Origin of the sequence: Microbacterium sp., from assembly GCF_047606385.1 — a bacterium.
In the GTDB taxonomy this organism is placed as follows: domain Bacteria; phylum Actinomycetota; class Actinomycetes; order Actinomycetales; family Microbacteriaceae; genus Microbacterium.
This window is the reverse complement of sequence record NZ_JASGEL010000091.1, coordinates 56820-76605: the sequence shown is the minus strand read 5'-3', so window position 1 is coordinate 76605 and position 19786 is coordinate 56820. Positions and strand designations below refer to the sequence as shown.

The window sequence follows — 19786 nt, the reverse complement described above, 5'->3', positions numbered from 1 at the left end:
TGGTCGTCGCGCCGCTGGTGGTGCTGTCGCCGATGATCGAGATGGCGTTGCCGGCGATGGTGACGGGTGCGGTGACTGGGGCGATCAGCTGGGTGCCGCCGAGCAGCGAGTCGTCGCCGCTGGTGGTCGCCTCGGCGGGCGTGGCCGCAGCGGTCGTGCCGGATCCGCCCGAGGTGGTGGTCGCGTCCGTCGTCTGGCTGTCGCCGAGGACGGAGATCGCGTTGCCGGCGACGGTGACCGGCGCCGTCACGCTGACGAGCGCCTGGCTCCCGCCCAGGATGCTGTCGTCGCCGCTGGTCTGCGGGTCGGCCACGGTGACCGACGGTGCCGGACCCGTGTCGGTGGTCTGGGCGTCGGAGGACGTGCTGTCGCCGGCGACCGAGACGGCGTTGCCGGCGACGGTCACCGGGACTGCGACGCTCACGAGCGCCTGTGTCCCGGATCCGACGCCGTCGTCGCCGCTGGTGGTCGCGTCGGCTGGGGCACTGCCCGCGGACGTCGAGGTGGCGGCGTCCGTGCTCTGGCTGTCGCCGATGACGGAGACGGCATTGCCGGCCACGGTGACCGGTGCGCTGGCCTCGGCGACCGCCTGGGTGCCCGAGAGCAGCCCGTCGTCGCCGCTGGTCTCGGCCGCGTTCGCGACCGTGGCGCCGAGGAGGACGATGCCGCCCCCGATGAGCGCACCCCACAGGGCGCGCGAGACGAAAGTGTTCATGATGATCTCCTGATCGAAAGGTGAGTGGATGCGCGCGAGTGCGCAGGGATTCCTCTGCCGTGCGCGGGCACGGCGGATCACCGATCAGTCAGGAGGGGTATCGGTCCCGAAGACGGGGCTGGTGGGCAGATCGTCGCCCACGGGCGGCGGCGAGACGCCGCCGCGACCGAGCGTGAGGGATGCGGGCAGCTCACCGCTCGCGGGTCCTCCTCCGGCGTTGCCGGCGGAGGAGGACCCGGGCGAGCTGCCGGATCCGGCCGGGCCGGGCCCGGCGAGGCCCGGCGAGGGCGCCGAGCCGGTGCTGCCGACGTCACGGACGACGCCGACGGCGGGTGACCCGGGGAAGGCCGCGCCGCCGGCCGGCACAGCGGTCTGCGAGACCAACGCGGCCGGGGCGTCGATGTCGGTCGCCGGCACCGAGGCCTCGAGCCTGCCCGTCACGTCGTCGATGGTGTCGGTCGATGCTGTCGGCGTGCCCGGGAAGCCGGAGACGACGACGTCCACGACCTGGTCGACGGTGTCGGTGACGCCCTCGACCGTGTCGAGCACGCCCAGACCGGAGACCACGTCGTTCACGACGGGGACCTGATCGACGACCTGCGCGACCGCCGCCGCCACGGGAGCGGTGAGACTCGAGACCGGCGAGGAGGCGGCGACATCCGCTGCCGCCTCGGTGGTTGCGTCCGCGACGTGCTCGGCGGCGGAGACGGCACCGGCCGCCGCGTCGGCGACGGGCGCGGCGGCCGGGAGAGCATCGTCGACCGCGCCGGTCGTCGTTCCCGCGGCCTGCGCGACGGAGCCGGTGACCTGCTGCACGAGGCCCGTCAGCCCGCCGGGAGGCACATCGTCATCGGCCGAGGCGGAGGTCGCCGGGAATGCGATCGACAGCAGGAACCATCCCAGCACGAGGCCGCACGCGAGGAGGACGCTGCGCAGCACACAGCGCGCATAGCCCGCCGTCTGCTCGTCCACGTTTGCCCCCGCGTCGTCGCGTCGTGAAACCTGCCGTACCAAGCCCAGAGCCTAGGAGCGGCGCGGCGGTGGCGAAAGGGCTTGCGCGAAACATGCCGTCGTGATCTATCGATGTTGTACACACCCTCCTGTGGGCGGTTGTCAAGTCTCAACCCACACTTCAACTGCGTCCGATCCCACAGGGTGTGTGTCGAAAATCCCCAGGTCAGACATGGATAAAAAGTCTGAGAATCGGATATGCGCGTCGCTATCAACAGGTGTTGTGCACAGGTGATCCGGCGTGTTCCGCAGCTTCTCCACACGGTTATCCACAGGGCCGTTTGGCGACGCGAGAATGCGCCCGTAGCGTGAAGTCACCTCACAGGGAGCGCCGCGGGGGACGACGATGTCGGAGGTCGGTGTTGTCCTTCCAGGGACGGGGCCGGTGCGTGTCGTCGCCATGAGGTTCGAGAGATGTTCCTGCGCGAGCGGGGCGAGGAGGGATGAAGCGCTGTGTCGATCGCAGACATCTCCGAGGAGCGCCTGGGCGCTCCTCGGGAGCACGAGCGCACCCCTCCCCACGACGTGCTCGCCGAGCAGTCCACGCTCGGCGGGATGCTGCTGAGCAAGGATGCCGTGGCGGACGTCATCGAGACGCTGCGCGGAACCGACTTCTACATCCCGAAGCACGAGCTGATCTTCGAGGCGATCCTCACCCTCTACTCGCACGGCGAGCCGACCGACGTCATCGCGGTCACGGACGAGCTGATCAAGACCGGCGACCTGCAGCGCGCCGGCGGCGCCGACTACCTGCACTCGCTGACCTCGATCGTGCCCACCGCGGCCAATGCCGGCTACTACGCGTCGATCGTCTCCGAGCGGGCGCTGCTGCGCCGCCTCGTGGAAGCCGGCACCCGCATCGTGCAGATGGGGTACTCGGGCCAGGGCGAGGCCGTCGATCTCGTCAACAACGCACAGGCCGAGATCTACGGCGTGACCGGCGCGGAGACAGCAGAGGACTACGTGCCGCTCACGGTCGCGGTCGACGCGGCGGTCGAGGAGATCGAGGCGGCGCGCGGCCGCGACGGTCAGATGACCGGCATCCCGACCGGGTTCGAGGGTCTCGATCAGCTCACCAACGGCCTGCACGCCGGGCAGATGATCGTGGTCGCCGCCCGTCCCGCGATGGGCAAGGCGCTCGCCCTCGACACTCCGTTGCCGACGCCGACGGGGTGGACCACCATGGGCGCGGTCAAAGTCGGCGATGAGCTCTACGACGCCACGGGTCGACCGACCACGGTCGTCGCAGCGACCGAGGTCATGCTCGATCGGCCGTGCTACGAGGTCGAGTTCTCGGACGGGTCGACGATCATCGCCGACGCCCAGCACCAGTGGGTGACCGAGACGCGTGCCGCCCGGCGCGGCGGACCGGTCGGGACGGCCGTCGTCACGACCGAGCAGATTCGCGAGACGCTCACCGTGGGTGCGGAGATGCGGGCCAACCACGCGGTGCGAAACGCCCAGGCGCTGCAGGCGCCCGAGGCCGATCTGCCGGTTGCACCTTACGCGCTGGGGGCCTGGCTCGGCGACGGGCACAGCGCCGGTGCGCGGCTCACGAGCGAGACCGAGGAGATCCCCGCGTTGGTCGCGCGCACGGGGCTGCGCGTTCAGGCTCGCGGAGGAATGAACTATTCGCTCCAGCTCCTGGAGCGCGAGCGGCTCGTCCGTACCTGCGGTGTCGAGTTCGCCGCGCGGCATCCGCACGTGCGCACGTGCGGCCAGGTGTGCGGGCCGAAGAACAAGGGGGCTCACCCCGAGCGGCTGTCGTGCCCCGACTGCGGCAGGGCATATTCCGGCGAAGCGCAGCGGTGCGCAGAATGCCACCACGATCACGGTTCGTTCACGGCGCTGCTGCGCAAGATCGGCGTCCTGGGCGACAAGCACGTGCCTGCGGCATACCTGCGGGCATCGGAGGCGCAGCGCCGCGAGCTGCTGGCCGGCCTTCTCGACACCGACGGCACCGTCGTCAGGGGTGCCGGCTCGTGTCAGTTCGCCGTGACGAACAAGAAGCTGGCCGACTCGGTCTATGAGCTCGTCGTCAGCCTGGGCTACCGGTGCGGGCGCACGACCAAGCGCGTCAAAGGTCGTTCCGAGGCGTCGTCGACGTGCCACATTCTGAACTTCACGACGACCGACGACGTCTTCTGGCTCGAGCGCAAGCGCCTGCTGCACCAGCAGGAGCGCCCGGCGACCTCGCTGCGCACGGGCAGGCGATACGTCAAGGCGGTGCGCCCCATTGCGACCGTTCCGGTGCGCTGTGTGCAGGTCGACAACGCCGACCACCTGTACCTGGCGGGTGAGTCGATGATTCCGACCCATAACTCGACGCTGGCCCTCGACTTCGCCCGCGCGGCGGCCATCAAGCACGAGCTGCCGACGATCTTCTTCTCGCTCGAGATGGGGCGCAGCGAGATCGCCATGCGCCTGATGAGCGCCGAGGCCGCCATCCCGCTGCAGGCGATGCGCAAGGGCACGCTCGACCAGCGCGACTGGACCACGATCGCCTCGACGCGCGGTCGCATCAACGACGCGCCGCTGTACATCGACGACAGCCCGAACATGACGCTCGTGGAGATCCGTGCGAAGTGCCGCCGGCTCAAGCAGCGCGCCGGGCTGAAGATGGTCGTGATCGACTACCTGCAGCTGATGACCAGCGGCAAGCGGGTCGAGTCGCGTCAGCAGGAGGTCAGCGAGTTCTCGCGCGCGCTGAAGCTGCTGGCGAAGGAGCTGCAGGTGCCGGTCATCGCGCTGTCGCAGCTGAACCGCGGCCCCGAGCAGCGGCAGGACAAGAAGCCGGCGCTGAGCGATCTGCGCGAGTCGGGCTCGATCGAGCAGGATGCCGACATGGTGGTGCTGCTGCACCGCGAGTCGGCCTACGACAAGGACAGCCCGCGCGCCGGCGAGGCCGACCTCATCGTCGCCAAGCACCGCAACGGCCCCACCGACACGATCACGGTCGCGTTCCAGGGCCACTTCTCCCGCTTCGCGGACATGGCCGTGGGGATGGAGTAGGGCTGTCGGATCCGCTCGGAGTTGTCTGTTTCAGTGGATAGATGACAGGTACGTAGCGACTCCGCCCTAATCTGGCGATCAGTCGCGTGCTGTCCATGTCGCGCGTGGGTCTCTGGTGGACTTGCCGGCCCAGGTCACAAGCCCCTCGGTGCGGAGGGCATTCAGTTGCTTCAGAAGCGTTGGTCGGCTCAGAGCGGTCAGTTGCTGAATATCGCCCGTGCCGAGGGGCACACCTGCACGCCGGAGGGTGTTGAGCGTCTCAAGTGACCCACGAGGAAGGCGTTCGGTGACATCGTTCGGCACTCTAGATATCCCGGACAGCGTCAGTCGAACCGAACCGTGCCCCTGTACGTAAGCAGGGTCGGTGAGTCCCCGAGCGCGCATCTCTGCGAACATCCGTCGGATCCCCTCACCGAGCTCTTGCGTGATGCGCAGGTCCGTGCATACGCGCGCGATGCGAGGATTCCTCGCGTAGCGGCTGATGTCCATCGGCTGCGCCGGGTCAGCGAGTCCGGGGAACCGCCCTGGACTCGTGATGTCGATCCGATTCGGAAAGATCTCGACCCTGATATGGTCACCGGCCAGACTGTACGACCTATGAACTACGGCGTTGACCAGTCCTTCGATCCATGCGTCACGGGGCACCACGGGGGTGTCGGCGAACTCACCGCTGTCGTTCAGCGCCCTTCGCAGCGGTTGCCAGTCGTCGATGATGCGGCGAGCCTCGCTGATCACGCGGGGGATGGGTCCTTCAACTCGAGCGTCCCGGCCGGCTTCAATGTTGAGGCCCGCGCCGACACCTCGATCGTTCTCCCGGTATCGGAGGACGCGCACGTGTGCCTGGGGGAATCTCTGTTCCGGGTTCGGAGCGAAGAGTAGATAGCCCGCGGTCGTGACCACGCCGTCGTGCGTCAGCAATCCCCTGTTGCGGAGCAGTTGTGTGTGTGTTCCCGAGAAGCCGGCACTGTCCCGATAGTTCGCGACGAGCGCCGTATCGAGGTCCCCTACCCCGATTCCCGAGACGGGTGTTCCGTCGAACTGAGACGCGCCGCGGTCATAGTGCAGTTCTTGGCGTTGCGCGAAACCGAGGCGACGTGACTCATCTCCTACCCGGAGATAGCAGTCGCCGTTCTTGAGTTCGTGCACCGACTCGCCTGGGGATATTCGGAACACCAGGAGAGCGTCGGGCTCGCCTTTGTCGTTCACGCAGGAGACCTGCTCGACATGCACACGCACGGGAGGAGAGGTGTGGTCGATCGCCGATTGTCGGAGGGCGTTGGCGTGCTTCGGGTCAGCCTTTGTGCCCTCGACTCGACCGGAATGAACACCTACCACCACGCTGCCGCCTTCGGCATTGGCGAATGCGACGAGGGCGACCGCAAGATCCTTCGGTGCGATGCGCATGGATTTGCGCTCGAACCACTGATCCTCAGCCAGACCCAGCACGAGGGCGCCGGTCTCTTGGATGGACGCGTGGAGCGCGCGATCCACATCGTTCGACGGCATGCAACTACTCTAAACAATTGAGAGTAGCTTCGAGTGCTGGCGCGCCGTGTCACTCGCGCCGCGTCCCGTAGTGGCCGCAGGTGTAGGAATCCGCCACTTCGCGTGGAAGCCGAGCCCGAAACCATCGTCACCTAGCGTGGAATCACGACGTCCTTCGCCATCTCGCGCGGGAACCTACAGGGAACTGTCGTCTCTCGTCGATGTCGGGCACCTCGCAACGACGACCGCGGCTGCCTCGGGTCGACTGCTCGACCGTGAATCTCTCGATCCTCCGCGGCGGTGGTCCGACTGTTCGAGCGGATAGCCGGCACGACCGGTTGGGTGTCGCCCGGCGGGACCTGAGGGGTCGAGCGCGACGGGGGACGACCTTCGGACGCCGCCGGTTCCTCATGCGCAGTCGACCCGCGCCGATCGTTGTTGACCGCTTCTTTGTCGCCGTGGTGTGGACGTCGTTAGCGTCGGGAGCCGCCGCGCAGTGCTGCACGGTGCCGATGACGACGAAGGAGCGGCGTTCGGATGCACACCACGGGTATTCAACCGGTCGAGCAGGGATGTCGGATCGCTGCGGCCGCCGCCGTAACCGCGCTGATGACGGTGGCGACCCTCCTCGCGTCCGTGCCGGCGCATGCGACCTCCGTAGCGGCCGAGACGGGAACGACCTATTACGTCGACTCGTCCTGTGACGGTTGCGACACCAACAGCGGCACATCGCCGGACGAGCCCTGGCAGACGCTCGACGCCGTCAACGCGCACGTGTTCGAGATGACCTCGTTCAACCACTACGCGCTGGGCGCCGTCGCCGACTGGTTGCACCGTCGGGTGGCCGGCCTCGCCGCAGCGGCTCCGGGCTGGCGCGAGGTGCGCGTCGCACCACTTCCGGGAGGAGGCATCACCTCGGCACAGGCCGCGCACGTCACCCCGTTCGGGCGCGCCGAGGTGTCGTGGTCTATCGACGGAGGGGAGTTCACCCTTCAGGCCACCATCCCTGAAGGGGTGGTCGCGACAGTGCACCTGCCCTCTGGCGCGGAACCCGTGCGCGTCGGGGCCGGCCGGCACGTGTTCACCGAGACGAGAGATTCCCCATGACCGCGAGAGCGTTCGACGACGGCTCGTCGGGAGCCGTGTTCGCCGAGGGACGTGATCCGCACCGCTGGCGCGAACCGATCCGTAACCGGCGGATCGCAGCATCCGCACGGCGCACTGTCGAGCGAGCCCTGACCGAGGCCGGGACGCCGATCGTCTCGTCGACGTTCGCCGAATACCGCCGCTTCGACGACGACGGAGACCGCACGGCCTTCCAGCGGGGATACTTCCGGCGCCGCCGTCGGCTGTTCGCTGCGGTGATCGGGGCGCTGCTGAGCGATGAGGTCCCGATCTCCGCCGCAGAAGACGTGCTCTGGGCGGTCTGCGATGAGTACGCGTGGGCGCTCCCCGCGCACATCCCCGCTCTGACCGCGTCGGCGCCCGCGATCCCGCATGACGAGATCATCGACCTGTTCGCCGCCGAGACGGCGTTCGCGCTCGCCGAGATCGTCGTGCTTCTCGGCGATCGGCTGCATCCGCTCGTCGCCGCCCGGGTCCGGCACGAGGTCGAACGGCGTGTGCTCACCCCCTTCCGCGAGCGCACGTGGTTCTGGGAGGGCATCGAGACGAACTGGGCGGCCGTGTGCGCGGCAGGCGTCGGACTTGCCGCGATGCATCTTCAGACAGAAGGCCTGGCGGCCATCCTGGATCGTTGCACTGCAGCGATGGACGTGTTCCTCGCGGGATACGGCGACGACGGCATCTGCGTCGAGGGACTCGTCTACTGGAACTACGGATTCGGGCATTTCGCGATCTATGCGGAGGCATTGCGGCAGCGCACCGGAGAGGACCTCTGGTCGGGGTCGCATCACGACAAGCTCGCCGCCGCTCTCCGATTCGCCGCGAACGTCTCGCTGGGAGGCCGCGCGGTCGCGGCATTCTCCGATGCGGAGCCATACGGGGTGGTGGCGCCTGGGCTTGCCGCGCTGGTCGAGTCGCGTGATGCAGACGCCGCGGTCCCCCGTGACTTCTGGTGGGGTGCGGTGTGGCCCTACAACTGGGGCCCCGTGGTGCGGCAGTTCGCCTGGGCGCGTGACGCCGAGGACGAGATCCCCGCCCCCGGGATGCTCAGACGCTGGTTCCCGGATGCCGGGTGGCTCGTCGTCCGGGAGGACGCCGGCGGCTCCGTGTTCGGATTCGCCGCGAAGGCCGGGCACAACCAGGAACCGCACAACCACAACGACCTGGGCTCGTTCGTGCTCGTCGTGGACGGCGAGCCGCTGCTCAGCGAACTGGGCATGGGCTTCTACGACCGCGACTATTTCCGACTCGAGACCCGGTATGCATCCGTGTCCGCCGGATCCCAGGGGCACAGCGTTCCGATCGTCGCCGGTGTCTGTCAGCGGTCCGGGACCGACGCCGCGGCCGTCGTGCAGCAGGTCTCCGCGGACGAGGGACGGCTCGTCGTCGACATCACCTCCGGGTATGACGTGCCCGGCCTCCGGGAGGTGCGTCGTTCGTTGGGCTTTGCGGACGGGACGCTGACGATCAGCGACCGTTTCGTGGCTGACGAGGCGATCGAGATCATCGACCGTCTCGTCTCGTTCTTCCGGATCACGCTGGTCGGTGACGGCGCGGAGATCCACGGCTCGAAGGCCCGACTGCGGCTGCGTTGGAACGGCGGGTGGCGAGTGCGCGTGGGCGAGCGGGACTTCCTGACGCATGACGGAGACGCCGCCACCGCTCATATGCTCGACCTGGTCCGCACCGCGGCGTCCGCGGAATGCGTCGTCACCGTCGAGATCGCCCGGTAGAGGTGCCGTTCGGCGGGACTGCCATCGTGCTCGGGCCGCTCCCACACCTCGTCGAACAGCACCGCGTCCGTGTAATGGGCCAGCGCCGGAGCGATGTCGCCGACCGATCGCCGGCCTCCGGTCCACCCGGTCATGCAGAGGTCCCCTCGTACTCGGAGTCGGTGATGTGCTCTTTCCACGTCGTGGTCGTCGCCGGATCGTCCCCGCTCTCGAGCATCGCGAGGTGCTCCATGAAGCATCCCGGCGCCGCAGCGTGCCAATGGTCCTGGTCCGGCGGGGTGTAGAGGGTCTCGCCCGGGTGCACCTCGATCACCTCGCCGTCGCGCGTGCCGAAGCGCGCCACACCCTGCGTGACGCGCAGATACTGGCCGCGGGCGTGCGAATGCCACGCGGTGCGCGCGCCGGGGGCGAACCTCACGACGGCGACGGTCATCCGCTGGTCGGCCTCGTGCGGCGCGGCGAGGGTGTCGACCCACACGTCGCCGGCGAACTGCTCGGGCGGGTTCTTGACGGTGGGGCGTGCGGGTTCGATGTTCATCGGAACGGCTCCTCTCAGACGGTCAGCAGGACTTTGGTGGCGCGACGCTCGTCCATGACCCGGTAGCCCTCGGCCGCGTCCTCGAGGGGGAGGGTCAGATCGAAGACCGCTCCGGGGTCGATGGCCCGCTCCCAGATCAGGCGGATGAGATCGGGGAGGAACCGACGGACGGGGGCGGGGCCGCCGTGCAGGTGCACGCCCGAGAAGAACAGCTCCTGACCGGGCAGCGACACGTCGTGGGACACCCCGACGAACCCCACGTGACCGCCGGCGCGCGTGGAACGGATCGCCTGGTCCATCGCGGCCTGGGTGCCGACGGCCTCGACCACCGAGTGGGCGCCGAGACCGCCGGTGAGCTCCTTGATCCGTGCGACGCCGTCGTCGCCGCGCTCCTCGACGATGTCGGTGGCACCGAAATCGCGAGCGAGCGCTTGGCGGTTGGGGTGACGGGACATGGCGATGATCCGCTCGGCGCCCAGCTGCGTGGCGGCCAGGATCGCGGACAGGCCGACCGCGCCGTCGCCGACCACGGCGACCGTCTTGCCCGGGCCGGCCTCGGCGGCGACGGCGGCGAACCAGCCCGTGCCGAGCACGTCCGACGCCGCGAGCAGCGACGGGACGAGGTCCGCCCCGGGCTGGCCGGGGGTGGCGACGAGCGTCCCGTCGGCGTTCGGGACGCGGGCGTACTCGGCCTGCGTGCCCTCGCCGCCCATGGGGGTGCGGTGCACGCAGTGCGACTGGTATCCGGCCTGGCAGATCTCGCACGTGTTGTCGGAGGTGAAGAACGAGCCGACGACGAAGTCGCCGACCTCGATGTCCTTCACCGCCGCACCGACCTCGGTGACCACTCCGACGTACTCGTGCCCCATCACGGCATCCTCGACGCGCTCTGCGCCGCGATAGGGCCACAGGTCGGACCCGCAGATGCACGTCGCGGCGAGCTTGATGATCGCGTCCGTGGGCTCGATGAGGACGGGATCGGGACGCTCCTCGACGCGGACGTCTCCGGGGGCGTGCATGACGACCTGGCGCATGGCGGTTCTCCTTGGATGCGGGGTGGGGCCTCAGCGACCGACGAGTCGGAGGTGGTGGGCGTTGTAGCGGTCGCCGTGCACGCCGACGCGCTGAGCGAGCGCGTCGAGGTCGGCCCGCTCGTCGGCGGACAGTCCCACCGCGGTGGATGCCGCGTTCTCGGCGATGCGGCCGGTACGGCGGGTGCCGGGAATCGGGACGATCCACGGGTGCTGCGCCAGCAGCCACGCGAGCGCGATCTGGCCCGGGGTGACGCCTCTGTCCGTGGCGAGGACGCGGACGTGGTCGACGAGCGCCATGTTCGCGGCCCGATTCTCGGCCTCGAAGCGAGGGATCGTGGCACGCACGTCGCCGGCCGCGAAGGCGGTCGAGGTGTCGACCGTGCCGGTCAGGAATCCCTTGCCGAGCGGGCTGAACGGCACGAACCCGATGCCGAGCTCGCCCAGGGTCGGGAGGACGTCCGCTTCCGGGTCCCGCGTCCACAGCGAGTACTCGCTCTGCACCGCGGTAACCGGGAACGCCGCATGCGCGCGGCGGATCGTCGTCGCGGACGCCTCGGAGAGTCCGAAGTGCCGCACCTTGCCCTCGTGCACGAGCTCGCCGACCGTGCCCGCGACCTCCTCGATCGGCACGTCGGGATCGACGCGGTGCTGGTAGAACAGGTCGATCACGTCGGTGCGCAGCCGACGCAGCGACGCGTCGGCGACGCGCCGGATCTGCTCCGGGCGGCTGTCCAGTCCGACGCTGCGGCCGTCCTCGATCCGCCAGCCGAACTTCGTCGCGAGCACGACGTCGCCGCGCAGCGGCTCCAGCGCCTCGCCGACCAGCTCCTCGTTGCCGTAGGGACCGTAGACCTCGGCGGTGTCGAAGAACGTGACGCCGAGCTCCGCCGCGGAGCGGAGGACGTCGACCATCTCCTCGCGGTCGCCGGGGTTGGGCCCGTAGCTCTGCGACATGCCCATGCAGCCGAGGCCGATCGCCGAGACCCGCAGGCGCTGCCCCAGGGTTCTGGTGTGCATTCCTTCCTCCTGCGACGGGATCAGTCGACGGTCAGGCCGGCGCCGCGCGGCGCCGGCAGCTCGGTGGTCGCCGCCCAGCTCGCCAGCATCCGCAGCCCGTCGGCCGACGATGTGCCCGGCTCGGCGGTGTAGGTCGAGAGCTGCAGGCCGGGGTCGGCGGGCAGCTCGAACGCCTCGTAGGTGAGCTCGAGATCGCCGACGACCGGATGGCGCAGCCTCTTCACGCCGGTGCGGTGATAGCGCACGTTGTGCGCGGCCCACAGCGTGCGGAACCGTTCGGACCGGGTGGACAGCTCGCCGACCAGGTCCGTGAGCCGCTTGTCGTACGGGTTGCGACCGGCCTCGCCGCGCATCGTGGCGACGAGCTCCTGCGTGTTCTTGTCCCACTCGGCGTAGAAGTCCCGCGCGGCCGGGTCGAGGAAGGCGAAACGTGCGCTGTTGGGCGCCGGATCGGTGAACACGGGCGAGTAGAGCGCCCGGCCGAGGCGGTTGGCGGCGACGTAGTCGAAGTAGTTGTTGCGGATGATCGCGGGCGCGTCGGTGATCGCGTCGAGCACGCGCTGGATGCTGGGACGCACGGCTTCCGCCTTCTTCCTCGGCCGACGCGCTCCGGGTGACGCGTTCGCCGTGCGGGCGAGGTCGAACAGGTGCGCGGTCTCGGCCTCGTCCAGCTGCAGGGCGCGGGCCAGCGCGTCGAGCACGCTCTCGGACGCGCCGGAGAGGTCGCCGCGCTCCAGGCGCGTGTAATAGTCGACGCTGACGCCGGCCAGCAGCGCCACCTCCTCGCGGCGCAGCCCGGGCACGCGCCGGTTCCCGCCGAACGCGGGAAGGCCGGCCTGGACGGGGGTGATGCGGTCGCGCCTCGTCGAGAGGAACTCGCGGACCTCGCTGCGGTGATCCATGTCGCCGACGCTACGCCGCCCGGTCATCGTGAGGGAGGGTCTGCCAGTACCGGGGATACCGGTGACTGCCGAGACGACGACGGCGGGCGTCTGCTGGAGGATGCGACTCCGCACGACCGGAAGGATCCACGATCATGATCGACCTCACCCTGAACAACGGCGTCACCCTCCCCGCCCTCGGCCTCGGCGTGTTCCAGAGCCCGCCCGAGGAGACGGCCGCAGCCGTCGATGCCGCGCTGCGCATCGGCTACCGCCACATCGACACCGCCGCCGCGTACCGCAACGAACGCCAGGTCGGCGAGGGCTTGCGACGCTTCGGCATCCCGCGCGGCGACGTGTTCCTGGAGACGAAGGTGTGGGTCAGCGACTACGGGTACGACAAGACGCTGCACGCCTTCGAGAAGGCGACGGGGAAGCTCGGCGTCGACACGCTCGACCTGCTGATCCTGCATCAGCCGGCTCCCACCCGCTTCGACACGACGATCGCGGCATACCGGGCGCTGGAGACCCTCCTCGCCGAGGGCCGCGTGCGGTCGATCGGCGTGAGCAACTTCATGCCCCACCACCTCGACGCGCTCCTCGCCGAGACCGATGTCGTGCCCGCCGTCAACCAGGTCGAGGTGCATCCCTACTTCGCCCAGCCGGACGTGCAGGCGGCGGACGCGGCGCACGGCATCCTGACCCAGGCGTGGTCGCCGATCGGCGGGATCACCTTCTACCCGGGCTGGGGCGACGGCACGCACAGCGTGATGGACGATCCGACGATCGCCGAGATCGCCGCCGCGCACGGCAGGACCCCGGCGCAGGTCATGCTGCGATGGGGGATCCAGCAGGGCCGCTCGGTGATCCCGAAGTCCGTGAACCCGGAGCGCATCGCGGCGAACATCGACGTGTTCGACTTCGTGCTGGACGCCGGGGAGGTGGCACGCATCGACGGACTCGACACCGGGATGCGGGGCGGCCCCGATCCCGACCAGCCCCGCGACGCCTTCTTCGACGTCGTCATCGACGAGCCCTGACCGCGGTCAGGACGAGGACGATCCCGGCTGGACTGCGCTCGGGCGGGCGGTGAGGATCGCGGCGAACGCGCGGCGGACGTGGACGGCGACGTCCGCACGCGATGCCGCGAGGAGCTTGCCGTCCAGGTACAGGCAGGCCAGGCCGTGCGCGAGGGCCCAGCCCGCCGAGGCCATGGCCTCGGCGTCCGCATCCGGGAACACTCCGAGCATGGCGCGGCCCAGCAGCTCATGGATCTGCCCGGCTGCCCGCGCGCGCTCTTCGTTCTGCTCGTCGCAGGCGTTGGTGAACATCAGGCGGAACAGCTCGGGACGTCGGAGCGCGAAGTCGACGTAGGCGACCGCGATCTCCGTCAGGTCCTCCGGCGTCACCACCGGCGGGCGTCCCTCGGTGAGGTCGGAGAGCAGGTCGCGCAGGCCCTGGGCGGCCAGCGCGGACTCGAGTGCGTCGCGGTCCGTGAAATGCCGATACGGCGCCGTCGGCGAGACGCCGGCTTCCCGCGCGACCGCTCGCAGCGAGAAGGCCTCGCCGGCCTCCACCATCCGCATCGCCTCCGTCAGCAACGCGGCGCGCAGGTCGCCGTGATGGTAGCTCTTCCCTGAAGTTGACACTGCTCACAACCCCTCTTACCCTTATGTAAGCAGTGCAAACATACCGCACCGGGGATCGAGGGACAGCGTGCAGACGATACTGGGAGCCAACGGTCAGATCGCGGTCGAGCTCGCGCGGGAGCTGAGCCGCGCTCACACATCCGATCTCCGCCTGGTGAGTCGCAACCCGCGCACGATCAATGACTCCGACACCCTCGCGCGCGCCGATCTGCTCGACGCCGCGCAGACCGCCGCGGCCGTCGCGGGCAGCGACGTCGTCTACTTCACGGCGGGGCTGCCGGCGGACACCGCGCTGTGGGAGGCGCAGTTCCCCACGATGCTCCGGAATGCGCTCGAGGCGACCCGCGCCGCCGGCGCGAGGTTCGCATACTTCGACAACACCTACATGTATCCGCAGGACGACCGGGTCCAGACCGAGGACACCCCCTTCGCACCGGTCGGGCGAAAGGGGAGGGTCCGCGCGGCGATGGCGTCGATGGTGCTCGACGAGATGGCGCGCGGCGAGATCCCGGTCCTCATCGCCCGGGCGCCGGAGTTCTACGGCCCGGGGCGGACGCAGAGCTTCACCAACGCCCTCGTCATCGATCGCCTGAAAGCCGGCAGGAGACCCCTCGTCCCGGTGCGCGACGACCGGCTGCGCACGCTCATCTGGACACCCGACGCGAGCCGTGCGCTGGCCGCCCTCGGCAACGCGCCCGATGCCTTCGGGCAGACCTGGCACCTCCCGGTCTGCGACGACCGGCTCACGTACCGCGAGCTCGTCGCGCTGGCCGGGGCGGAGCTCGGCCGTCCCGTCGGCGACATCGTGATCCCCCGATGGGTATGGGAGACGGCCGGCCTCTTCTCCATGGCGGCGCGGGAGCTGAGGGAGCTGCTGCCCCGGTACGCGCACGACAACCGGTTCGACTCCGCGAAGTTCGCCGCCCGGTTCCCCGAGTTCGAGGTGACCACCTACCGGGACGGGCTCCGCATCCTCCTGGGGGCCGACGACGCGCTTCCCCGACCGTAGATCGTCGCAGTGCGGGCGCGCGCTCCGCCGGCGAGCCGTGGCGAGCACCTCATCGCGTCGCTCCGAGCGCCGCGCGGACCGGTCATCGAGCCTGCCCGGGACGTGACGCGCTCCGTGAGAGCGCATCACGAAAAGCCTGGATCGCGGGTGCCTGAGCGGAGGACAGCCGCGCGGACGAGAAGACGTCGCGGACCGGAGCCCCCGGAAGAGCCGACAGCAGCAGCGTGGGGGCCACCTGCGTCGACAGCATCTCCGGAAGGATGCCGACGGCGTGGCCGGTGGCGATCAGCTTGGCGTGGGCGGTGAGGTCGGCGGTCTCGAACCGCACGTCGGGCTCGAAGCCCGCCGCCCGGCACAGCTGCTCGGCCCATTCGCGCGTCACCGTCCCCTGCGGCTCGAGCACCCATGGGCGATCCCGCGTCGACAGCAGCGTCTCGACCGGATCGTCGAAGACGGGCGAGCCCGGAGCGAGCGCGAGCGAGATCGGATCCGCGGCGAGCGGGACGAGGTCCAGATCGAGGCGCGGCCGGCGGGCGCGCCCCGGGTACTGCTCCGCGATCGCGAGATCGACCTCTCGCGCCAGCACGGCCGCCAGGCCGTGCTCGGGCTCGTACTCGACGACCTCCACCCGAAGCGCCGGCTGCTCGGCGGCGAGGATCGCCAGCGCATCCGGGATCACGGCGTGCATCGTCGACTGCAGGGCCGCCACGCGGATCGTCCCCACTGCGGCCCCCAGGGACTGCGAGACGGCCACCTCCGCGTTCTCGAGCCGATCGAGGACGTCGACGGCGTGAGCCACGAGGATCTCCGCCTGCGGCGTCAGGTGCACGCCCCGGCCGGCCGGCACGAGCAACCGGGCGCCGACCTCCTTCTCGAGCGCGCTCAGCTGCTGCGACACGGCGGCGCGACTGTACGAGAGCGCGTCGGCGACGGCGCTGAGCGTGCCGCGACGGCTCAGCTCCACGAGGACGCGAAGGCGACGGGTGTCCAGCACCGCGAGCTCCATTGTTAAGCATGAGTGATCTATTGCTGCTGCAACCGTTTGATAGACACAACGGTTCGCACACCGGAGCATAGCTTCTGACGCACCCGTCGCACAGCCCGCTCTGACCTCGGAGTACTTCTCATGACCGTTGCCGACCTCTCGACGCCGACCGCGCGAGACATCGATCTGCTCGTCCGCCGCTGGCTCGAGGACAGCACGCGGTATCCCGTGGACAGCGCCGCGCAACGCCTCGCCGAGGTGCTCAAGGACCCCAACGGGCTCGACTTCACCGTCGGCTTCGTCGACGGGGTCATGCGCCCCGAGGATCTGCGTGTCGCCGGCCGGAAGCTCGCCGAGCTCGCAGCGATCACCCCCACGTTCCTTCCCTGGTACCTGCGCGGCGCGATCAACCTCGGCGGCCTCGTGGCCTCGAAGGCTCCTGCCCTCGTCGTCCCCATCGCCAGGCGGGTGCTGCGCGCGATGGTCGGCCACCTGGTGCTCGATGCCACGCCCTCGAAGCTCGGGCCGGCGATCGCCCGGCTCCGCACGAGCGGCAACCGTCTCAACCTGAATCTGCTCGGCGAGGCCGTGCTGGGCGAACGCGAGGCGCGTCGTCGCCTCGAAGGCACCTACGCCTTCCTCGCCCGTCCCGACGTCGACTACGTGTCGATCAAGGTCTCGAGCGTCGTCAGCCAGCTCTCGATGTGGTCGTTCGACGAGGCTGTCGCCGACATCGTGACCGAGCTGACCCCGCTCTACGAGCTGGCGGCTCGCGGAACCGCACGGGGCACGGCCAAGTTCATCAACCTGGACATGGAGGAGTACCGCGATCTCGACCTGACGATCGCGGTGTTCACGAGGATGCTCGATCAGCCCCAGTTCGCGCAGCTCGAGGCGGGGATCGTGCTCCAGGCGTATCTGCCCGACGCGCTGGGCGCGATGCAGCGGCTTCAGGACTGGGCCCGCGAGCGGCGATCGGCGGGCGGCGCGCCGATCAAGGTGCGGGTGGTCAAGGGCGCCAACCTCGCGATGGAGGGCGTGGACGCGGCCGTCCACGGGTGGCCGCTCGCGACCTACTCGAGCAAGCAGGAGTCGGACACCAACTACAAGCGGGTGCTGGACTGGTCGATGACACCGGAGCGGCTGGACGCGGTGCGGCTCGGCGTCGCGGGCCACAACCTGTTCGACATCGCGTACGCGTGGCTGACCGCGAAGGCGCGCGGGGTGACGGACGATGTCGAGTTCGAGATGCTGCTCGGAATGGCCACGGGCCAGGCCGAGGCCGTCCGCAAGGACGTCGGCCGCCTGCTGCTCTACACCCCGGTCGTCGACCCGGCCGAGTTCGACGTCGCGATCGCCTACCTGGTGCGCCGTCTCGAGGAGAACGCCAGCCAGGAGAACTTCATGTCGGCCGTGTTCGAGCTCTCGGCCAGCCGCGATCTCTTCGACCGCGAGCGCGGGCGCTTCGAGCGCTCGCTGGCGGAGCTGACCGCGAGCGCCGGCAGCGTCCCGGCGCCCAACCGCACGCAGGACCGTGCCCGCGAGACGTCTCAGCCGACCGGCGAGGCGAGCGGCTTCCGCAACGAGCCCGACACCGACCCCTCGCTCGCGGCGAACCGGGAGTGGGGTCGGCGCATCCTCGAGCGTTCCACCGAGTCCGTGCTGGGCGTCGACACCATCGTCGCCGCGCGCATCGACGACGCCGCGGACGTGGATGCGGTGCTGCAGCGCGCCGTCGCCGCCGCGGCGACCTGGGTCGCCCAGCCGGGCGCCGAGCGGGCGGCGGTCCTCCACCGGGCAGGCGAGATGCTCGCCGCTCGGCGAACGGAGCTGCTCGAAGTGATGGCGGCCGAGGCCGGGAAGACGATCGCCGAGGGCGATCCCGAGGTCAGCGAGGCCGTCGACTTCGCGCACTACTACGCCGAGCGCGCCAAGGACCTCGACGCGATCGACGGCGCCCGGTTCGTCCCCTCGAAGCTCACGGTCGTCACACCGCCGTGGAACTTCCCGCTCGCGATCCCCGCGGGCGGGGTGCTGGCCGCCCTCGCCTCCGGCTCCGCCGTCGTCATCAAGCCGGCGAGGCTCACGCAGCGGTGCGGTGCCGTCATGGTCCAGGCGCTGTGGGACGCGGGGGTCCCCCGCGACCTGTTGGCCCTCATCGACCTGCAGTCGCATGACCTGGGCGCTCATCTGATCGCGAGCCGGCTGGTCGACCGCGTCATCCTCACCGGCGCCTACGAGACCGCGGAGCTGTTCCGTTCCTTCCGCAAGGACCTGCCGCTGCTGGCGGAGACCAGCGGCAAGAACGCGATCATCGTCACGCCGTCCGCGGACCTCGATCTCGCGGCATCCGACCTCGTCAAGAGCGCTTTCGGGCACGCCGGTCAGAAGTGCTCCGCCGCCTCGCTCGCGATCCTGGTCGGCTCGGTCGCCGACTCGGAGCGGTTCACCCGGCAGGTCCTGGACGCCGCCCGGTCGCTGCGTGTGGGCTACCCCGACGACCCGACGAGCCAGATGGGCCCGATCATCGAGCCCGCAGCCGGCAAGCTGCTCGACGCGCTCACCCGCCTCGAACCCGGCGAGCGGTGGCTGCTGGAGCCCAGACGGCTCGACGACAGCGGGCGGCTGTGGTCCCCCGGGGTGAAGACCGGCGTCAAGCCCGGCTCGTACTTCCACCTCACCGAGTTCTTCGGGCCGGTGCTCGGCATCATGCGCGCCACGGACCTGGACGAGGCGATCCGACTGCAGAACGCGGTGGACTACGGGCTGACGGCCGGGCTGCAGACGCAGGACCCGGCGGAGCTCGAGACGTGGCTGGCGCGGGTCGAGGCCGGGAACCTGTACGTCAACCGCGGCATCACCGGCGCGATCGTGCAGCGTCAGCCGTTCGGCGGCTGGAAGCGCTCGGCGGTCGGCGCGGGCGCGAAGGCGGGCGGCCCGAACTACCTGTTCGGGCTGGGCGACTGGCTGCCGGCAGAGGTGCGCAGCGGAGCGGCCCCCACCGAGGGCGCGGTCGCGGAGCTGCTGGCAGCGGCGCGCTCGGTCGTCACCGCGGACGAGCGCACCCGGCTCGCGTACGCGGCCGCCTCCGACCAGCGAGCCTGGGACGAGGAGTTCGGCCGGTGCGTCGATGTGACCGGCCTCGGAGTGGAGCGGAACCTGTTCCGGTACCGCCCGGTGCCCGTGGACGTGCGCATCGCCGACGCCCCTCTCGTCGACGGCCTTCGCGTCCTCGCCGCGGGTCTGCGCAGCGGCTCCCCGCTGACGGTCTCCTCGGAGACCCCGCTGCCGGAGGCCGTCCGACGGGCGCTCGCCGCCACGGGCGTCGAGGTCCGCCACGAGAGCGCCGGCACGTGGACGCGGCGACTGGCCGCGCGGGGAGCCGTGTCGCATCGCGTCCGTCTGGTCGGTGCGGACGCGGCGACCGTGGCCGAGGATCTCGGCGGCTCGCCCGACATCGCCGTGTGGGGGCACGCGGTGACGGACGCCGGTCGCGTCGAGCTGCTCCCGTTCCTGCGGGAGCAGGCGATCTCGATCACGAACCACCGGTTCGGCAACCCCACGACGCTGTCGGCGGGGATCATCTGACGGG

The 19786-nt window shown here is 70.1% G+C and carries 15 protein-coding genes; 6 read left to right on the top strand and 9 right to left on the bottom strand.

Annotated features, from left to right (window positions below; translation table 11 throughout):
• Together QM626_RS08825 and QM626_RS08820 are read right to left on the bottom strand one after the other, a co-directional pair.
• Positions 1–715 (bottom strand): chaplin family protein (locus QM626_RS08825; RefSeq protein WP_415076101.1); only part of this gene is annotated, 715 nt, incomplete at its 3' end.
• A gap of 84 nt (positions 716–799) precedes the next feature.
• Positions 800–1687 (bottom strand): hypothetical protein, encoded by an 888-nt coding sequence (locus QM626_RS08820; protein ID WP_415076099.1) that lies wholly within the window; start codon positions 1685–1687, stop codon positions 800–802.
• Positions 1688–2179: 492 nt separating this feature from the next.
• Here QM626_RS08820 and dnaB point away from each other — a divergent pair, with 492 nt between their 5' ends.
• A complete protein-coding gene (dnaB, locus tag QM626_RS08815) occupies positions 2180–4738 on the top strand; it encodes a replicative DNA helicase (RefSeq protein ID WP_415076097.1) in 2559 nt (852 codons plus the stop codon).
• A 78-nt stretch (positions 4739–4816) separates the two neighbouring features.
• Here dnaB and QM626_RS08810 read toward each other — a convergent pair whose 3' ends face one another.
• Positions 4817–6244: an ATP-binding protein gene (locus QM626_RS08810; RefSeq protein WP_415076095.1), complete on the bottom strand. Its 1428-nt coding sequence runs from the start codon at positions 6242–6244 to the stop codon at positions 4817–4819.
• Positions 6245–6760: 516 nt separating this feature from the next.
• On the opposite strand from QM626_RS08810, the gene QM626_RS08805 reads away from it, so the two are divergent.
• Positions 6761–7330 carry an alpha-L-rhamnosidase C-terminal domain-containing protein gene (locus QM626_RS08805; protein WP_415076093.1) on the top strand — a complete coding sequence of 190 codons (570 nt, stop codon included), beginning with the start codon at positions 6761–6763 and terminating at the stop codon, positions 7328–7330.
• Entirely contained in the window at positions 7327–9081 is a 1755-nt protein-coding gene (locus QM626_RS08800) for a heparinase II/III family protein (RefSeq protein ID WP_415076091.1), read from the top strand. The genes QM626_RS08805 and QM626_RS08800 overlap by 4 nt, the downstream gene beginning before the upstream one ends.
• Before the next feature lie 130 nt (positions 9082–9211).
• On the opposite strand, the gene QM626_RS08795 is transcribed toward QM626_RS08800, so the two are convergent.
• Genes QM626_RS08795 through QM626_RS08780 form a run of 4 tightly spaced genes read right to left on the bottom strand, consistent with a single transcriptional unit; the run spans position 9212 to position 12572 of the window.
• A complete protein-coding gene (locus tag QM626_RS08795; protein ID WP_415076089.1) occupies positions 9212–9619 on the bottom strand; it encodes a cupin domain-containing protein in 408 nt (135 codons plus the stop codon).
• A 14-nt stretch (positions 9620–9633) separates the two neighbouring features.
• Positions 9634–10653 carry a zinc-dependent alcohol dehydrogenase family protein gene (locus QM626_RS08790; protein ID WP_415076087.1) on the bottom strand — a complete coding sequence of 340 codons (1020 nt, stop codon included), beginning with the start codon at positions 10651–10653 and terminating at the stop codon, positions 9634–9636.
• 30 nt (positions 10654–10683) lie between these two features.
• Positions 10684–11670, bottom strand: coding sequence for an aldo/keto reductase (locus QM626_RS08785; protein WP_415076085.1), 987 nt, complete (start codon positions 11668–11670; stop codon positions 10684–10686).
• A 20-nt stretch (positions 11671–11690) separates the two neighbouring features.
• Complete coding sequence (locus tag QM626_RS08780) at positions 11691–12572, bottom strand: helix-turn-helix transcriptional regulator (protein ID WP_415076083.1); 882 nt, start codon at positions 12570–12572, stop codon at positions 11691–11693.
• A 134-nt stretch (positions 12573–12706) separates the two neighbouring features.
• Between QM626_RS08780 and QM626_RS08775 the strand changes: the two genes are divergently transcribed.
• The gene (locus tag QM626_RS08775) at positions 12707–13591 is read left to right on the top strand and encodes an aldo/keto reductase (RefSeq protein WP_415076081.1); all 885 of its coding nucleotides are present in this window, start codon (positions 12707–12709) and stop codon (positions 13589–13591) included.
• Between the two features lie 6 nt (positions 13592–13597).
• Here the strand turns inward: QM626_RS08775 and QM626_RS08770 are convergent, their stop codons facing one another.
• Entirely contained in the window at positions 13598–14200 is a 603-nt protein-coding gene (locus QM626_RS08770) for a TetR/AcrR family transcriptional regulator (protein ID WP_415076079.1), read from the bottom strand.
• Positions 14201–14267: 67 nt separating this feature from the next.
• Between QM626_RS08770 and QM626_RS08765 the strand changes: the two genes are divergently transcribed.
• On the top strand, positions 14268–15209 hold the full coding sequence (locus tag QM626_RS08765; protein ID WP_415076077.1) for an NAD-dependent epimerase/dehydratase family protein: 942 nt from the start codon (positions 14268–14270) through the stop codon (positions 15207–15209).
• 82 nt (positions 15210–15291) lie between these two features.
• Here QM626_RS08765 and QM626_RS08760 read toward each other — a convergent pair whose 3' ends face one another.
• Positions 15292–16203: a LysR substrate-binding domain-containing protein gene (locus QM626_RS08760; RefSeq protein WP_415076075.1), complete on the bottom strand. Its 912-nt coding sequence runs from the start codon at positions 16201–16203 to the stop codon at positions 15292–15294.
• A gap of 132 nt (positions 16204–16335) precedes the next feature.
• Between QM626_RS08760 and QM626_RS08755 the strand changes: the two genes are divergently transcribed.
• Entirely contained in the window at positions 16336–19782 is a 3447-nt protein-coding gene (locus QM626_RS08755; RefSeq protein ID WP_415076073.1) for a proline dehydrogenase family protein, read from the top strand.
• The last annotated feature ends 4 nt before the right edge of the window (positions 19783–19786 follow it).

Excerpts from the sequence above, each read along its gene's own strand:
- QM626_RS08785 (WP_415076085.1), bottom strand. The coding sequence starts at position 11,670 with ATGCACACCAGAACCCTGGGGCAGCGCCTGCGGGTCTCGGCGATCGGC.
- QM626_RS08780 (WP_415076083.1), bottom strand. The coding sequence starts at position 12,572 with ATGGATCACCGCAGCGAGGTCCGCGAGTTCCTCTCGACGAGGCGCGAC.
- QM626_RS08805 (WP_415076093.1), top strand. The coding sequence starts at position 6,761 with ATGCACACCACGGGTATTCAACCGGTCGAGCAGGGATGTCGGATCGCT.
- QM626_RS08755 (WP_415076073.1), top strand. The coding sequence starts at position 16,336 with ATGACCGTTGCCGACCTCTCGACGCCGACCGCGCGAGACATCGATCTG.
- QM626_RS08800 (WP_415076091.1), top strand. The coding sequence starts at position 7,327 with ATGACCGCGAGAGCGTTCGACGACGGCTCGTCGGGAGCCGTGTTCGCC.
- QM626_RS08790 (WP_415076087.1), bottom strand. The coding sequence starts at position 10,653 with ATGCGCCAGGTCGTCATGCACGCCCCCGGAGACGTCCGCGTCGAGGAG.
- QM626_RS08810 (WP_415076095.1), bottom strand. The coding sequence starts at position 6,244 with ATGCCGTCGAACGATGTGGATCGCGCGCTCCACGCGTCCATCCAAGAG.
- QM626_RS08795 (WP_415076089.1), bottom strand. The coding sequence starts at position 9,619 with ATGAACATCGAACCCGCACGCCCCACCGTCAAGAACCCGCCCGAGCAG.
- QM626_RS08775 (WP_415076081.1), top strand. The coding sequence starts at position 12,707 with ATGATCGACCTCACCCTGAACAACGGCGTCACCCTCCCCGCCCTCGGC.